The organism is Pantoea sp. BL1 (genome assembly GCF_000963985.1).
Classification (GTDB): domain Bacteria; phylum Pseudomonadota; class Gammaproteobacteria; order Enterobacterales; family Enterobacteriaceae; genus Pantoea; species Pantoea rwandensis_B.
Genome location: NZ_JZRH01000043.1, coordinates 17,245 through 32,464, shown reverse-complemented (window position 1 = coordinate 32,464; position 15,220 = coordinate 17,245). Strand labels below are relative to the sequence as shown.

Below are 15,220 nucleotides of genomic sequence, written 5' to 3'. Positions count from 1 at the left end.
ACTCGCGCCCAACAAATCCCAAAGAGGATAAACAATCTGATGCTGCTCCTGATTTGCTGTCAGGCGCGCGTGCCGCAGTGCTACTCCTTCACGGGAGGTAGCCAGTGACGCATGCCGTGCCTATCGAACTGAAAAATCTCAGATGGTCGGTGAACAATCTGACGATTCTGCACGATCTCTCCCTGACGATTCCCGCAGGCGAAATCCTTGCGCTGCTCGGCCCGAGCGGCTGTGGCAAAAGCACGCTGCTGAAACTGCTGGCGGGTTTGCTGCAACCCACGGCGGGTGAGCTATGGATTGGCGATCGCTGCGCTGCCTCTGCACGTCATTGTGATGCGCCGGAAATGCGCAACCTCGGCATGGTTTTCCAGGATTACGCCTTGTGGCCGCACATGACGGTGGCGCAAAACGTCGCTTTCCCGTTGCGCATGCGCGGTGTGAAAAAAGCGGCGGCGCGTGAACAAGCCGATGCAGCGCTGGCGCAGGTTGGCCTGGCTGATTTTGGCGATCGCAAACCGGCGTTGCTCTCTGGCGGACAGCAGCAGCGCGTCGCCCTCGCCCGTGCTTTGGTTGCCAAACCCGCGATTTTGTTGTTCGACGAACCGCTCTCCAATCTTGACCGCGATCTGCGCGAAACCCTGGTGCATACCATGGCCGATCTGCTGCGCAGTGCGGGCATTACCGCTGTTTATGTCACGCATGACCGCGAGGAAGCCAACACACTCGCCGACCGCATTATTCACCTGGCACAGGGCCAGATTGTTTCCGTTACTCACCTCTCAGGGGACCGCAATGCCATCTCTCAAGTCAGTTAAAACAGGAGCCATCAGCGCGATGATTTTGACTTCCGCTATGATGATCAACGATGCCCAGGCGCTGACGGTTTATACCGCCGGTCCGGGTTCGCTATCAAAAAGTCTTGCCACCGGATTCGAAAAGCAAACCGGTATTAAAGTGAATATCTTCCAGGCCACGACCGGCAAAGTCATGGCGCGCCTGGAAGCTGAACAGGCTAATCCGCAAGCCGATGTGCTGATCTCTGCCTCATGGGATACCGCCGAAGATCTGCAACATCGTGGCTGGCTGCTGCCGTATGAAAGCGCCAATGCGGCGAAAGTGCCAGAGCAGTTCAAAACAGCAAACTATGTCGCGCAGGGTATTTCTGCACTCGGCATTGTGTGGAACACCAAAAGCGGCACGCCAGAGCCAAAAACCTGGCAGGATCTGACGGCGCCCGCGTTTAAAGATAAAGTCACCACGCCGGATCCCGCTCTGTCCGGTGCTTCACTCGATCTGTTGATTGGCCTGCAAAACAGCGAAGGCGAGAAAGCCTGGCAGTTGTTTGATCAGTTAAAAGCCAATGGCATGGTGATGAGCGGCCCGAATGCCCAGGCCGTTACACCCGTGCTGCAAGGGGCGAAAGCGGCGGTGTTTGGTGCGGTGGATTACGTCACCTATAACAACATCGCGCAGGGTGAAAGCGTCAAAGTGATCTTCCCGGAGAACGGCACCGTGGTAGCACCGCGTCCGATGATGATTCTGAAAAGCAGCCAACATGCCGATGATGCGAAGAAGTTCGTCGATTATGTGCTGTCGGATGAAGGCCAGGAGCAGGTCGCGAAGGCCTGGTTGATGCCTGCACGTACCGATATCAAAGCACAGCGTCCGCTGTTCACCGAGATCAAATTGCTGCCCGCCAATAGCGATGGCAGCAGCGAGCGTTCGGCAGTGCTGAAGCGCTTTGGCGCCCTGTTCGGGCAGTAAATGATGTCGCGTGCCCTGAATGGATTGATTCTACTGGCGCTGACGCTGCTGGTGGCACTGCCGCTGCTGTTTATCGTGCTACAGGCACTGTTTCCACAGCCTGGCGAGGGGAACTGGAGTGGGGCTTTCAGCGCGTTACCGGCGCTGTTTGAAGATCCCCAACTGGTTCCGATGTGGCTGGGCACGCTGAAGATCGGCGGCGGCGTGGCGCTGTGCAGTTTGCTGCTGGGCTTACCGCTCGGCGCGCTGCGCGGCCTATTCCGCCTGCCGGGTGCGGCAATGTGGGATCTGTTATTCCTGATCCCCTTCCTCACGCCGCCCTATATCGTGGCGCTGTCATGGACGCTGGCGCTGCAACGCAACGGCTATTTTGAGCAACTCATCGGCATCAACTTTGATAGCCTGCTGTTCAGCAGCACCGGCATGACGCTGGTGATGACGCTGAATATTTTCCCGGTGGTCTATTTTGCGGTGTCGCGTTCGCTGATGGCGAGCGGTCAGCGCCTCGCCTGGGTGGCTCGCGTCCACGGCGCATCAGCCTGGCGCGCTTTTGCCCAGATCACATTGCCGCTGACGCTGCCGGCGTTAGCCGGTGGCGTGCTGCTGGCATTCACGCTGGCGATCGAAGAGTACGGCGTGCCTGCGGCGCTCGGCACTCAGGCGCATCTGACGCTGATGACGGTCGGTATCGAAACCAAACTGGCGGACTGGCCAATCGACTTACCGGGCGCGGCATCCCTCTCGTTGATGCTGAGTCTGGTGGCGCTCACCGCCTGGTTCCTGCAACGTAAACTGACCGGCAGCAGCGATGTGACGGCAGTGAACGGCAAACCGGTGGTGCAAGAGCTTGCCGAGGGCGGGCGCTGGCTGCCGCTGATGTTGCTGCCGTTTGTCCTCACCGTTTTACTCGCCGTGGTACTGCCGCTGGGCGCAATGACGCTGAGTGGATTACTGAATACCCTTTCCGGCGGCCTGCATGTGAATAACCTGACGCTGCGCCATTTCGGCGCGCTGTTCAGTCAGCAAGGGGATGCATTAGCGGCCTTCTCCACCAGCATTGGGCTGGCGCTGGGCGCGGCACTGCTTACTGGGCTGCTCGGTTTCCTGATTGCCTGGCGCGTATCAGAAGGGAAAACGCGCCTGCTGGCGATGATGGATGGCCTGGCGCTGCTGCCTGCCGCCATGCCGGGTGTGGTGGTCGGTGTTGGGTTGATTCTGCTGTGGAACCGCGGCTTCTGGCCGGTTTCACCTTACAACACGATGTTTATTCTGCTGCTTTCCTACAGCTGCCTGCTACTGCCGTGGCCGGTACGCTATGTCAGCAGTGCGCTGCGTCAGCTGGCCCCCACGCTGGAACCAGCGGCGCGCGTGCACGGCGCATCACGCTTACAGGCGCTGCGCCTGATCGTCCTGCCGCTGGTCGCACCGAGTCTGCTGGCTGCGATGATGATGGTGTTTGCCGTGGCATCGCGCGAACTGGTGACATCGCTACTGCTGGCACCCGCCGGGACGCAAACCGTGGCGATTTTTATCTGGCGTCAGTTCGAGCAAGGTTCCGTGGGACAAGGGATGGCGATGGCCACCGTGACACTGCTTGCCAGCCTCACCCTGATGCTGGGTGCCACCATGCTGATGCAGCGCCAGGGGAATAAATAGCTCGATGAATCGCGCCGCTACAACTCAGCTGCACATGCCAGTAGCGGCGCAATTTATTGCGCGTTACACAGCGTCTTTACCGAAAAACGCACTCACGCGTTTCGCTTATTCCTAAATAAACAATCACTTACTCTCATTCAACTACACTCTCCTGAGCCATTGATGACTCAGGAGAGTAAATGAACAACCTGCCCCAGGAAAAAATTGGCCAGAACATGCTGGTCAAAATGGCGATGCTGGTGATCATTTTGGCGGGCATTCGCGCCGCGTCAGAGATTCTGGTGCCCTTCCTGCTCGCCAGCTTTCTGGCGATTGTGCTGAATCCGCTGGTCACCCTGCTGATGCGTCGCGGCGTGCCGCGCGGTCTGGCCATCACAGCGGTGATCAGCGTGATATTTATCGTCATTCTGTTGCTGGTGGGCGTGATGGCCAGTTCGGCCAGCGACTTCAGCGATACCTACCCGCAAATCCGTAGCATGCTGGAACAAAAGCTCGGCGTGGTGCAGCACTTTGCCGCTCGCTTTCATATCAATATCTCCACGGAAGCCTTAGCCGCCCGGCTCGACCCGAATGTGATGATGGATATGGCCACCACGCTGCTGAAACAGTTTTCCGGTGCCATGACCAACGTGCTGCTGCTGATCCTCACCGTGGTGTTTATGCTGTTTGAAGTGCGTCATCTGCCTTACAAAATGCGTAACGCTATGGTGAATCCGCAAATCCGCATCGCGGGGTTACACCGCGCCTTCAAAGGCGTGACCCACTACCTGGCGCTGAAAACCCTGGTCAGCCTGATTACCGGTATCGCCGTATGGCTGGTGCTCGAACTTATCGGCGTGAAGTTTGCGCTGTTCTGGGGCGTCGTGGCCTTTATCCTTAACTTTGTACCCAACATCGGGCCGATCATCGCCGGCATCCCGCCATTTATTCAGGCACTGGTATTGAACGGAACTTACGATGCGTTGTTTGTGGTGGCACTGTTCAGCGCGATTCATATGGTGTTTGGCAATATGCTGGAGCCCAGGTTGATGGGGCGCGGCTTAGGGCTTTCCACGCTAGTGGTGTTTCTGTCGCTGATTTTCTGGGGCTGGCTGCTGGGACCGGTGGGCATGCTGCTGTCAGTGCCGCTTACCAGCGTCACCAAAATATTGATGGAGACCACGCCGGGCGGCAGCCGACTGGCGATTCTGTTAGGCACTGGGCGACCGGGATCGCGTCCGCGTTAATGCGCACATAACCAATCTGGCACGATACATCTCGCCAGATTGGTGTTTATCAATTTGCGCGTAAGACCTCGCCCAATCGGGCGGGGATATAAGCGCGGTAACTGCGTAACATCCCTTGAGTTTCTTAAATGATGTTACGTAATATGTAAGATATGAAGCGCGCATATAAATACAGATTCTATCCTACCCCCGATCAGATTGAGCTTTTGGCTCAAACATTCGGGTGTGTGCGTTTTGTCTATAACAGCATCCTGCGCTGGCGCACTGACGCATACTATGACCGCCAGGAAAAGATCGGTTATACGCAAGCCAGCGCACGACTAACCGCTCTCAAAAAAGAGCCAGATTTTGCATGGCTCAATGACGTTTCCAGCGTTCCATTGCAGCAGGCGCTACGCCACCAACAAGCCGCCTTTTCTCACTTCTTTGCCGGTCGGGCGAAATATCCCACATTCAAAAGCAAGCGCCATAAACAGACGGCTACGCTGACCGATGCCGCGTTTAAATACCGTGATGGCAAGTTGTTTATGGCAAAGAGCAAAGCGCCTTTAGACGTGCGCTGGAGTCGCCCTTTGCCATCCGTGCCGTCTACCGTCACCGTATCTAGAGATTCAGCGGGGCGCTATTTCGTGTCGTGCCTGTGCGAGTTTGAACCTGTATCACTGCCGATCACCGCTAAAACGGTCGGCATTGATGTTGGTTTAACAGATTTGTTCGTCACCGATAACGGATACAAAACAGGCAATCCCCGCCACACCGCTAAATATGCGAAGCGCCTCGCGCTGCTCCAGCGTCGATTGAGCAAGAAGAAAAAAGGCTCAAAAAATCGCGCTAAAGCCCGTGTAAAAGTCGCCCGCATTCACGCAAAAATTGCTGATTGCCGTATGGATAATCTGCACAAACTATCCCGCAAACTCATTAACGATAACCAAGTTGTTTGCATCGAATCCCTTAAAGTGAAAAACATGATCCGCAATTCGAAACTCTCCAAAGCGATAGCAGACGCAAGCTGGGGCGAATTTGTTCGTCAGCTTGAATACAAGGGCGAATGGTCGGGGCGATCCGTGGTCGCCATTGACCGGTTTTTCCCGTCCTCAAAACGTTGTAGCGGTTGCGGCTATACCCTGCCAAAAATGGCGCTTAATGTCAGGTCATGGACTTGCGCTGAATGTGGGGCTCACCATGATCGTGACGTAAACGCGGCGAAGAATATAAAAGCGGTCGGGCTGGCCGCGTTAGCCCATGGAGCGACTGTAAACCCTAAAGCCGCTTAAGGTGGTTTAGGTAGGTTGCGTTGAAGTGGGAATCCTCGCCCATTAGGGCGGGGAGCAGTCAATGCGTAAACACGCTGTTATCGGTAATCGCCTGCACATCGACTTTGTTCGGCAAAATCTTCAGTTCGCTAAACAGATCTGACACCTTCTGCACTTTCGCCACATCTTCTGCCGTCACCCCCCGAACGCCGTGCGAAATGCGCGGCGTAATCTTCTGCGCATCTTCCGGCGAAAGACGTGTTAACTGGGCATAGACTGCGTTGTACTGCTGCGGGTGCTCCAGCGCCCATTCGCGGGCTTTGGCTAAACGATGAGTGAAATCGACAATCGCCGCTCGCTTAGCGGGATCGTCCAGCGAACTCTGCGTGGCAGTGACAAACGACAGTGCCGTGGTTAACCCTTTGCCATCGCGCAGCAGGCGTGCACCGTGCTGTTCGGCAATCCCCAGATAGGGATCGAACGTGGCCCAGGCGGCAATCTGCCCTGAATTAAACGCTGCGCTGGCATCGGTTGGTAAAACAAATCGCACCGGCACCGTATCGCGTTTTACCTGCGCTTCTTCCAGCGCTTCATACAGCAGATGCTGGGAAATGCTGCCGCGCGCCGATGACACCACCACTTCCTTTCCGACCAGATCTTTCACACTGTGAATCGGTGAATCAGCCGGGACGATCACCCCGTTCGAACCGGCATCGCCGACGTTGGTGGCGATGATCTTCAACGGTACCCCACCGGATGCCGCCATCAGTACCGGGAGATCACCGGCGTAAGAGGTATCGACTGCCCCCGCACGTTGCGCTTCAAACAGCGGTGCCGCACCCTGGAAATTCGCCCAGCGATACTGATAGGGCGCATCTTTCATCACATCGGCGGCCTCAATCAGCGAACGCAGATTGCGCGCCTGATCGCCCAGCACCAGAGTGACTTTGCTTAAATCAGGTGCCGCCTGACTGCTAAACGCCGCGCACAGCAACAGCGTCGAAACAACCGGTTTCATCCATTTCATAGGGGATTCTCAGAGTGCGTTGCGGTTGAGCTGGCGGATGTAAGCATCCCAGTGCAGCTGATATTTGTGGTTACGGATGCTGTTGTCGAAAGCTTGCGCCGCTTTCTCGGATACCGCATCCGGCAGGATGATCAAATCCGCACCGCCCGACTGAGCCGCTAGCTGCGCCTGGCAAGCACGCTCCAGGTAGTAAAGGTTATAGAACGCTTCTTCGATGCTGCCACCGCTGGTGAGTAAACCGTGATTGCGCAGAATCAACGCGTTAAGATCGCCAAGATCGGCCACAATGCGTTGCTGCTCATCAAGATCCAACGCAATGCCTTCGTAATCGTGATAGCCAAGGCGATTGTGGAAGCGCGTGCTGTGCTGCGAAATCATCAGCAAACCGTTGCGCTGCGCAGAGACACCAATGCCCGCCGCCGTATGCGTATGCAGCACGGCATGCGCATCCGGACGCGCACGGTGAATGGCGCTGTGAATCACAAATCCCGCGTGGTTAATCCCCAGCCCCGTCGGGTCATCAATGATGTTTCCGTCGATATCAATTTTCACCAGCGTCTCCGCCGAGATTTCATCGAAGGTTTGACCAAAAGCGTTAATCAGAAAATGGGGCTGATCGCCCGGCACACGCAGAGAAAAGTGGGTGTAGATATGGTCAGTCCAGCGCAGCCTGGCCGCCAGGTGATAGGCCTGCGCCAGCTTCACACGCGCCTGCCATTCGCCTTCGCTGATGCGTTGGCGCAGGGAAGCCACATCCAGGGTTTCAGTGCTCATTTTCGCTCCTCATTTCAGGTCAATATGCTTTCCCATCATCGTGGCACAGCGCTTTTCCCGCAGGGAAATGCCAATAACGGCAAAACATTGTCAATTAACGCAAAGCGACGCCGATATTTGACCTGAGTCAGTCCAGAGCAAAAGCAAAACGCTAATATGCACGGCCCCTGGAAGTGTTATGCTGCTGACGCCGCAGCTTAGCCCTCATCTGCTGCTTAAAATGACCGAGGAAAGTCAGGTGCCACCGCAAAGAAAAAATCGCGATTTTGGCTGGCTGTTAATTGTCTGTGCCGGGTTATTACCGCTGGTACTGGGCATCCTTTGTACGGCCATTGAAGCGCGGCACACGGTGAGCCAGCAGCAGATCTCCACCGCTAACTCCTTACTCACTCAAGCCGAAAAAATGAGTGATAACGCCTGGGATATGATCACCCAGCTGCGTCAATACCATTATCAGCCTTGTGCGAAGATCGAGGATCAGCTGCAGCGTGCTGGCACCCTCAATGCCTATTTCCGTTCCGTCGGTCTGCTGAGTGGCGAGAACATTAGCTGCTCGTCTGCCTTTGGTTTAGCCAATGGCACACTGACCCAGATGATGATGCAACCACCGCCGATCACCGGCAAAGCCTGGTGGAGCATCTCCATTCGTGGCACTTACGGCGTGCCCAATCGACCCGCCGTGGTGTTCGTGCGTCAACTCCCAGACACTACCGGTTTCTGGGCGGTAATTGATGGCCAGTATCTGATGGATTTTATGCACGCCATTGGTGAGTCACGTGGCTATCAAATGAGCTTGCGCTTTAGCGGCGGCGCACCGATTACCAGTGGCCCTGCCGATATCGAACCCGAGCTGTATTTAAAAAGCGAGCCTTATCAGGCCGAATCCAGCCGCTACCCCATTAGCGTGAATGTCACCGTGCCCGCCTCCGAGTTGCTGAAGGCCTGGCGTCAGGCGCTGTTTATCTTCCTGCCGATGGCGGCAATTTTCTCTATCCTGCTGATGGTATTGACCGCCAACTGGCTGCGCCGCCGCATTTCGTGGGCCGATGAAATCCGCCGCGCGATGCGTAGCCGTCAATTCTCGGTCCATTACCAGCCGGTTTACAGCACGGAAATCGAGCGCTGTAAAGGCGCGGAAGCCCTGTTGCGCTGGCAATTGCCGAATGGTGAGATGATCCGTCCGGATATCTTTATCAGCCACGCCGAATCTGAAGGGATAATTGTGCAACTGACCCAGCATTTGCTGGATCTGATGGCGGAAGATATTCAGGGCTGGGAGGTTGAGCCCGGTTTCCATATTGGCCTGAACGTGGCGGCAGAACACTTGCAACATGCCGATTTCGTGCAGGACATTCAGCGCTTTGCGCGCCGCATTAAAGACAAGCAGATGGTGGTGACGCTGGAGCTCACCGAGCGCAGCCTGATTGATGACGGCGAACTGGTGGCGCGTAAACTCCGCTACCTGCAGTCACACGGCATGAAAGTGGCGATTGATGACTTTGGTACCGGCCACTGCTCACTTTCTTATCTGCTGACCTTCCCGCTGGATTACCTGAAAATCGATCGCGGCTTCATTAACGCCATTGAAGGTCTTGAGGTAGAAACGCCGGTGCTGGATGCCATCATTAATCTGTGCCACAAACTCAAGCTGGACGTGCTCGGTGAAGGGGTGGAGACCTCGTTGCAATTCGAGTACCTGAAGCAACGTGGCGTTGTCTACATCCAGGGCTACTATTATGCCCGTCCGATGGATAATGACCGGCTCCGCGCCTGGCTCAATGAGCAAGGGCGCCAGCCACTTCTCGTTGAGGAATCCCATGAGCCTGAATTGCATCATTCTTGATGATTACCAAAACGTTGCCCTGTCGCTAGCCGATTGGGCATCGCTGCAACCTACTGTCCATACCACCGCACTGACCCGGCATTTTGATCATGAAGATGAACTGGTTCGTCACATCGAACACGCCGATATTCTGGTCATCATGCGCGAGCGCACACCGCTCACGGCCGAACTGATTGGTCGCTTGCCTAACCTGAAACTGGTGGTCACCTCCGGCATGCGTAATGCCTCGATTGATCTGCACGCCTGTGCCGAGCGTTATATCGCCGTGTGCGGCACTGCCAGCAGCAGCGCTGCACCGATGGAGCTCAGCTGGGGTTTGCTGATTGGGCTGGCTCGCCACATCGGGGTAGAAAATCAGGCACTGCGTAATAACGGGCCGTGGCAGCAAACGCTGGGGCTCGGTTTGCAGGGCAAAACGTTGGGCTTAGTGGGGCTGGGTAAAATTGGTGGCGAGATGGCCAAAGTGGCGCAGGCCTTTGGGATGCGCGTTTGCGCATGGAGTCAGAATCTCACCGACTCACGCGCAACCGAATGTGGCGCAGAACGGATGCCTTCGCTGCACGCCTTGATGCAAGCGAGCGATTTTGTCTCGGTGCACCTGGTGCTCAGCGAGCGCTCGCGCCACGTGATTGACCGGGCTGCACTGGCGCAGATGAAGCCGGGCGCGCTGTTGATCAACACCTCACGCGCCGCACTTGTCGACCAGCAAGCGATGATTGCCGCGCTGCAATCCGGTCAATTGGCTGGGGCCGGAATCGATGTGTTCGAACAGGAACCGCTACCTGCTGACCACCCGTTGCGCCATCTGCCCAATGTGCTGGCCACGCCGCACCTTGGCTATGTCGCCGACAGCAATTACCGCACCTACTTCACGCAGGCAGTGGAAGATATTCAGGGATGGATAAGCGGCGCACCACTGCGCTCGCTACTCTGAGCGACGGCGTTTTTCGGCGATACGCAGCGCCACTTCCAGAGTGTCATCCGCCAGCGTGACCGGCGGGCGCTGGCCATTCAGGCGCTGGTTAATACGTTCTAAGGTCGGCGTCAGCTGCCCCACTAACTGCTGATACTCATCAAGCTGGGTAATGGGTTGATTACGCGCGATGCTGATTTGCGTCAGGCGTTGCAGCTGCCGCAAACTCTCAGCCGCCTGGCTGGTGAGCAATCCCGCTTGCCGCCAGGTTTTCAGACGTTTCAGCAGCTCATCAGGTTGTTGGGCCAGTAAAGCCAATTGGGCATCGGCGCGTTCACCGCAGTCAATCCAGCCAATCGGTGCCACAGGATCGGCAAGCGTTCGCCGTGCATCAGGCGCATAATTGATAAGATTCCTTTCTACACTGTCAATTTGCGACAGCCAGGGATTCTCAAACAATCGGGCGTTTTTTCTCGACATGAACACTCCACCTGAGACAGGCGGCAGAGTATTACCGAATGATGACAAGCTGGCAAGCAAACTTACCGCTTCGCTTAATGATAAGAAATTCTTATTTATTTGCGCAACAATCAGGTATGGCAATCAAGCCGCCACTTGTCAGAACAATGGATTAATCAATCAGCGATGCGCAGTTGATATCGCTGATAATCATCAAAATTTTCTCCGCGTTTTTTCAGAAAAAAAATAAATGACACGCTTTGCCTCCCTTTTGATGCATTCCTGGCTGAAACGCACGCATTACGCGGCCTGACGCGCGATAACCAGGATTTTATAAGCTGCGTTTCCTCCGTCATTACGCCAGAGTTTTAGCCAAAAAATAGCCAGTTGTTGGCTGAAACATGACAAATATCACACAAAATCGGTATACTCTGTCGCGGGACGTAATCATTTCGCCCCTAATTATTACCGTTGCTATGCCGGATAAAATCCTCTTTGACGGCTATGCTTAAATCTTCTCAACGCCGTGGACTGGCCACAAAATGTAGTCTGCAGCGTTGAGGATTTTTCGATTTCCAATACAGGGTTACATCATGAAACTACGTAGGAAGCGTGTAAAACCTATCGGGCTGGATGACGTCACGATTATCGATGACGCCCGTTTGCGAAAAGCCATTACCGCCGCGTCTCTGGGCAACGCGATGGAGTGGTTTGATTTCGGTGTTTATGGCTTTGTCGCGTATGCGCTGGGTAAAGTGTTCTTCCCGGATGCATCGCCAAGCGTGCAGATGATTGCTGCACTGGGTACCTTCTCTGTTCCCTTCCTGATTCGCCCGCTGGGTGGTCTGTTCTTTGGTATGCTCGGCGACAAATACGGTCGTCAGAAAATCCTCTCCATTACCATTGTCATCATGTCGATCAGTACCTTCTGTATCGGCCTGATCCCCTCTTATGCCACCATCGGCATCTGGGCTCCGATTCTGCTGCTGCTGGCGAAAATGGCGCAGGGCTTCTCGGTGGGCGGTGAATATACCGGTGCGTCGATCTTTGTCGCGGAATATTCGCCGGACCGTAAACGTGGCTTTATGGGCAGCTGGCTCGACTTCGGCTCCATCGCCGGCTTCGTGCTGGGTGCGGGCGTGGTGGTGCTGATTTCCACCGTCATCGGCGAAGCGAAATTCCTTGAGTGGGGCTGGCGTCTGCCGTTCTTCCTCGCGCTGCCGTTAGGTATCATCGGTTTGTATCTGCGTCACGCACTGGAAGAGACACCGGCGTTCCAGCAGCACGTTGAAAAGCTGGAACAAGGCGATCGTGAAGGTCTGCGTGATGGCCCGAAAGTATCGTTCAAAGAGATCGCCACCAAGCACTGGAAAAGTCTGCTGGCCTGTATCGGTCTGGTGATTGCCACCAACGTGACCTACTACATGCTGCTGACCTACATGCCGAGCTACCTGTCGCATAACCTGCACTACTCGGAAGATCACGGTGTACTGATCATTATCGCCATCATGATGGGTATGCTGTTTGTGCAGCCGGTGATGGGCATGCTGAGTGACCGCTTTGGCCGTCGTCCGTTTATCATCATCGGCAGTATCGCGCTGTTCGCCTTCTCGATTCCGGCCTTCATGTTGATTAACAGCGGCGTGCTGGGGCTGATTTTTGCGGGTCTGCTGCTGCTGGCGGTGATCCTTAACGCCTTTACCGGCGTGATGGCTTCGTCGCTGCCGGCGATGTTCCCAACGCACATTCGTTACAGTGCGCTGGCCAGTGCCTTCAATATCTCGGTACTGATTGCCGGTTTAACCCCGACCTTCGCCGCGTGGCTGGTTGAGACAACCAACAATCTGTATATGCCGGCTTATTATCTGATGGTGGTCGCGGTGATTGGTTTGATCACCGGTATCTACATGAAAGAGACCGCCAACAAGCCGCTGCGCGGTGCCACACCGGCGGCGTCGGATATTGAAGAAGCGCGTGAAATCCTGCAGGAGCATCACGACAACATTGAGCAGAAAATCGAAGATATTGATGATGAGATCGCTAAGCTCGAGGCGAAACGTAAAAACCTGGTGCAGCAGCACCCGGACATCAACGAGTAATCTTCCCCACTCCCGCCGCCCGGCGGGAGTTTTCGTTTCCGCACACAATCCTTCATCCCCGCTGGCGAAAAGGGGTAAACTGTTGTCACTTTTTTCACCAGCAAAAGTTGTACGAACATGTCTGAATTCAATCTTCTCCAACGTCCAAGAAGACTGCGCAAAAGCGCATCAATGCGTGAAATGTTCCAGGAATCCCACCTTCGTCTGAGCGATCTGGCCCTGCCAATCTTCGTTGAAGAAGGCGTGGACGATTACGTGCCGATTAACGCCATGCCGGGTGTGATGCGTATTCCTGAGAAACGTCTCGCCTATGAAATTGAGCGTATCGCCAAAGCCGGTATTCGCTCTGTGATGACCTTCGGTATCTCGCATCACACGGATGCGACCGGCAGCGATGCATGGAATGAGAATGGCCTGGTGGCGCGTATGTCGCGTATCTGCAAAGACACCGTGCCAGAAATGATCGTGATGTCCGATACCTGCTTCTGTGAATACACCAGCCACGGCCACTGTGGCGTGCTGTGCGATCACGGCGTGGATAACGACCAGACATTGATTAACCTCGGCAAACAAGCCGTGGTCGCCGCGCAAGCCGGTGCGGATTTTATCGCCCCTTCAGCGGCAATGGATGGTCAGGTGAAAGCCATTCGTCAGGCACTGGATGCCGCAGGCTTCACCGATACGGCCATCATGTCTTACTCCACCAAGTTCGCCTCTTCTTTCTACGGTCCGTTCCGTGAAGCGGCGGGAACGGCATTAAAAGGCGATCGTAAAACTTATCAGATGAATCCGATGAACCGCCGTGAAGCGATTCGCGAGTCCCTGATCGATGAAGCCGAAGGGGCCGATTCACTGATGGTAAAACCGGCGGGTGCTTACCTCGACATCCTGCGTGATATCCGCGAACGCACTACTCTGCCGCTGGCTGCGTACCAGGTGAGTGGTGAATACGCGATGATCAAATTCGCCGCGCAGGCGGGTGCTATCGACGAACGTAATGTGGTTCTGGAGAGCCTTGGTGCGATTAAACGTGCCGGTGCTGACCTGATTTTCAGCTATTTTGCCCTTGATCTCGCCGAGCAAAAAGTGCTCTGATAATCGTTACGCTTAGCAATGGGCATCGCAACCGTTGCTAAGCGCTTTATGCCGTTATGGCAGCAAAACACCAGTGAAGTTGTACCAGAATAAATCAAAAGAAAGAGTAACGCGATGAAAGCACCTGCACTGCCTGCGGACGAGTCACGTCGTCTGGCCCAGTTACGTGCGCTCAACATTCTGCACACGCCTGCAGAAGAGCGTTTTGACCGTTTAACCCGCCTTGCCCGTCGTTTATTCGGCGTGCCGGTTGCGCTGGTTAGCCTGTTGGAGGAGGACCACCAGTGGTTCAAATCCATCGCAGGCCAAAGCGCGGCGACCGCACCCCGTAATACGTCGTTCTGTGGTCATGCCGTCCTGCAAGACGATGTGATGGTGGTGGAAAACGCCCTCGAAGATGAGCGCTTCCACGATAATCCGTTGGTGAATACCTCAGAGAATCCCGTGCGTTTCTATGCCGGTTGTCCGCTGCGTACGCCCGCAGGTGCCAAAGTGGGCACGCTCTGTATCGTCGACCACCATGCGCGCGAATTCAATGCGGATGATATGAATACGCTGCGCGATTTGGCCGCGATGGCCGAAGCAGAATTAGTGGCGTTCCAGACAGCGACCTCGGATGAACTCACGCAAATCACCAACCGACGCGGATTTATGACGCTGGGACAGCTTGCGCTGAATGAGTGTGAAGCCAAACAACTCCCGGCCAGTCTGACCTTCCTCGACCTCGACCGTTTTAAAGCCATCAATGATACGCTCGGCCACCGCGAGGGGGATCGTGCATTGATGGATTTTGCGGATGCGATGAAAGTGAGTTTCCGCCACGCTGATATCTTTGCCCGCCTGGGTGGCGATGAGTTTGTGGTGCTGTTTAACGGCTTACAGCAGGCCGATGCTGAGGGCGTTTTGGCGCGCTTTGATGGCTTCCTGCAAAAGCAAACTCAGGATCTCGACCGCCGCTACGCACTGCACTTCTCATCAGGCATCGTGGAGTTTGATCCCGACCATCCGCTGTCGCTGGAACAGCTGCTGGAAGGCAGCGATGCGCGGATGTACGAAGCCAAAAACGGCAAAAAAAAGCAGGCACAGTAATGCCAGGGCGTGATAAGCACGC

At 55.5% G+C, this 15,220-nt stretch carries 14 protein-coding genes; 11 read left to right on the top strand and 3 right to left on the bottom strand.

Annotated elements, in window-relative coordinates; translation table 11 throughout:
- Positions 1–104: 104 nt before the first annotated feature.
- From VH86_RS18630 to VH86_RS18610, 5 genes are all read left to right on the top strand, one after another.
- Positions 105–815: an ABC transporter ATP-binding protein gene (locus tag VH86_RS18630; RefSeq protein ID WP_045814084.1), complete on the top strand. Its 711-nt coding sequence runs from the start codon at positions 105–107 to the stop codon at positions 813–815.
- On the top strand, positions 793–1,764 hold the full coding sequence (locus VH86_RS18625) for an ABC transporter substrate-binding protein (protein WP_197079561.1): 972 nt from the start codon (positions 793–795) through the stop codon (positions 1,762–1,764). Before VH86_RS18630 ends, VH86_RS18625 begins: the two co-directional genes overlap by 23 nt.
- Complete coding sequence (locus tag VH86_RS18620; protein ID WP_197080229.1) at positions 1,765–3,420, top strand: iron ABC transporter permease; 1,656 nt, start codon at positions 1,765–1,767, stop codon at positions 3,418–3,420.
- A gap of 179 nt (positions 3,421–3,599) precedes the next feature.
- Positions 3,600–4,646 (top strand): AI-2E family transporter, encoded by a 1,047-nt coding sequence (locus VH86_RS18615; RefSeq protein WP_045814085.1) that lies wholly within the window; start codon positions 3,600–3,602, stop codon positions 4,644–4,646.
- Between the two features lie 152 nt (positions 4,647–4,798).
- The gene (locus VH86_RS18610) at positions 4,799–5,920 is read left to right on the top strand and encodes an RNA-guided endonuclease TnpB family protein (RefSeq protein ID WP_045833763.1); all 1,122 of its coding nucleotides are present in this window, start codon (positions 4,799–4,801) and stop codon (positions 5,918–5,920) included.
- Between the two features lie 58 nt (positions 5,921–5,978).
- On the opposite strand, the gene VH86_RS18605 is transcribed toward VH86_RS18610, so the two are convergent.
- Both VH86_RS18605 and VH86_RS18600 read right to left on the bottom strand, forming a co-directional pair.
- Positions 5,979–6,926: an ABC transporter substrate-binding protein gene (locus tag VH86_RS18605; RefSeq protein WP_045833762.1), complete on the bottom strand. Its 948-nt coding sequence runs from the start codon at positions 6,924–6,926 to the stop codon at positions 5,979–5,981.
- Positions 6,927–6,935: 9 nt separating this feature from the next.
- On the bottom strand, positions 6,936–7,700 hold the full coding sequence (locus VH86_RS18600; protein WP_038644243.1) for a class II aldolase/adducin family protein: 765 nt from the start codon (positions 7,698–7,700) through the stop codon (positions 6,936–6,938).
- 238 nt (positions 7,701–7,938) lie between these two features.
- Here VH86_RS18600 and VH86_RS18595 point away from each other — a divergent pair, with 238 nt between their 5' ends.
- Positions 7,939–9,543, top strand: a complete 1,605-nt coding sequence (locus VH86_RS18595; protein ID WP_045833803.1) for an EAL domain-containing protein — start codon at positions 7,939–7,941, stop codon at positions 9,541–9,543.
- Positions 9,518–10,477, top strand: coding sequence for a D-2-hydroxyacid dehydrogenase family protein (locus tag VH86_RS18590; protein ID WP_045833761.1), 960 nt, complete (start codon positions 9,518–9,520; stop codon positions 10,475–10,477). The genes VH86_RS18595 and VH86_RS18590 overlap by 26 nt, the downstream gene beginning before the upstream one ends.
- Here VH86_RS18590 and VH86_RS18585 read toward each other — a convergent pair.
- Positions 10,469–10,936 carry a hypothetical protein gene (locus VH86_RS18585; RefSeq protein ID WP_045833760.1) on the bottom strand — a complete coding sequence of 156 codons (468 nt, stop codon included), beginning with the start codon at positions 10,934–10,936 and terminating at the stop codon, positions 10,469–10,471. The two genes, VH86_RS18590 and VH86_RS18585, sit on opposite strands and share 9 nt — an antisense overlap.
- Here VH86_RS18585 and VH86_RS25800 point away from each other — a divergent pair.
- The 4 genes from VH86_RS25800 (at position 10,935) to VH86_RS18570 (ending at position 15,198) form a co-directional block, all read left to right on the top strand.
- Positions 10,935–11,165 carry a hypothetical protein gene (locus VH86_RS25800; RefSeq protein WP_156150602.1) on the top strand — a complete coding sequence of 77 codons (231 nt, stop codon included), beginning with the start codon at positions 10,935–10,937 and terminating at the stop codon, positions 11,163–11,165. The genes VH86_RS18585 and VH86_RS25800 overlap by 2 nt on opposite strands.
- A 343-nt stretch (positions 11,166–11,508) precedes the next feature.
- Positions 11,509–13,014 (top strand): glycine betaine/L-proline transporter ProP, encoded by a 1,506-nt coding sequence (proP, locus tag VH86_RS18580; RefSeq protein ID WP_045833759.1) that lies wholly within the window; start codon positions 11,509–11,511, stop codon positions 13,012–13,014.
- Between the two features lie 117 nt (positions 13,015–13,131).
- A complete protein-coding gene (gene hemB / locus VH86_RS18575; RefSeq protein WP_034819746.1) occupies positions 13,132–14,109 on the top strand; it encodes a porphobilinogen synthase in 978 nt (325 codons plus the stop codon).
- Positions 14,110–14,223: 114 nt separating this feature from the next.
- Positions 14,224–15,198 carry a diguanylate cyclase gene (locus VH86_RS18570; protein WP_045833758.1) on the top strand — a complete coding sequence of 325 codons (975 nt, stop codon included), beginning with the start codon at positions 14,224–14,226 and terminating at the stop codon, positions 15,196–15,198.
- The last annotated feature ends 22 nt before the right edge of the window (positions 15,199–15,220 follow it).

Bases quoted from the DNA above. Each gene is read 5' to 3' on its own strand.
- VH86_RS18625 (WP_197079561.1), top strand. From the start codon at position 793: ATGCCATCTCTCAAGTCAGTTAAAACAGGAGCCATCAGCGCGATGATT.
- VH86_RS18620 (WP_197080229.1), top strand. From the start codon at position 1,765: ATGATGTCGCGTGCCCTGAATGGATTGATTCTACTGGCGCTGACGCTG.
- VH86_RS18615 (WP_045814085.1), top strand. From the start codon at position 3,600: ATGAACAACCTGCCCCAGGAAAAAATTGGCCAGAACATGCTGGTCAAA.
- VH86_RS18610 (WP_045833763.1), top strand. From the start codon at position 4,799: ATGAAGCGCGCATATAAATACAGATTCTATCCTACCCCCGATCAGATT.
- VH86_RS18605 (WP_045833762.1), bottom strand. From the start codon at position 6,926: ATGAAATGGATGAAACCGGTTGTTTCGACGCTGTTGCTGTGCGCGGCG.
- VH86_RS18600 (WP_038644243.1), bottom strand. From the start codon at position 7,700: ATGAGCACTGAAACCCTGGATGTGGCTTCCCTGCGCCAACGCATCAGC.
- VH86_RS18590 (WP_045833761.1), top strand. From the start codon at position 9,518: ATGAGCCTGAATTGCATCATTCTTGATGATTACCAAAACGTTGCCCTG.
- VH86_RS25800 (WP_156150602.1), top strand. From the start codon at position 10,935: ATGAACACTCCACCTGAGACAGGCGGCAGAGTATTACCGAATGATGAC.
- VH86_RS18585 (WP_045833760.1), bottom strand. From the start codon at position 10,936: ATGTCGAGAAAAAACGCCCGATTGTTTGAGAATCCCTGGCTGTCGCAA.
- proP (WP_045833759.1), top strand. From the start codon at position 11,509: ATGAAACTACGTAGGAAGCGTGTAAAACCTATCGGGCTGGATGACGTC.
- hemB (WP_034819746.1), top strand. From the start codon at position 13,132: ATGTCTGAATTCAATCTTCTCCAACGTCCAAGAAGACTGCGCAAAAGC.
- VH86_RS18570 (WP_045833758.1), top strand. From the start codon at position 14,224: ATGAAAGCACCTGCACTGCCTGCGGACGAGTCACGTCGTCTGGCCCAG.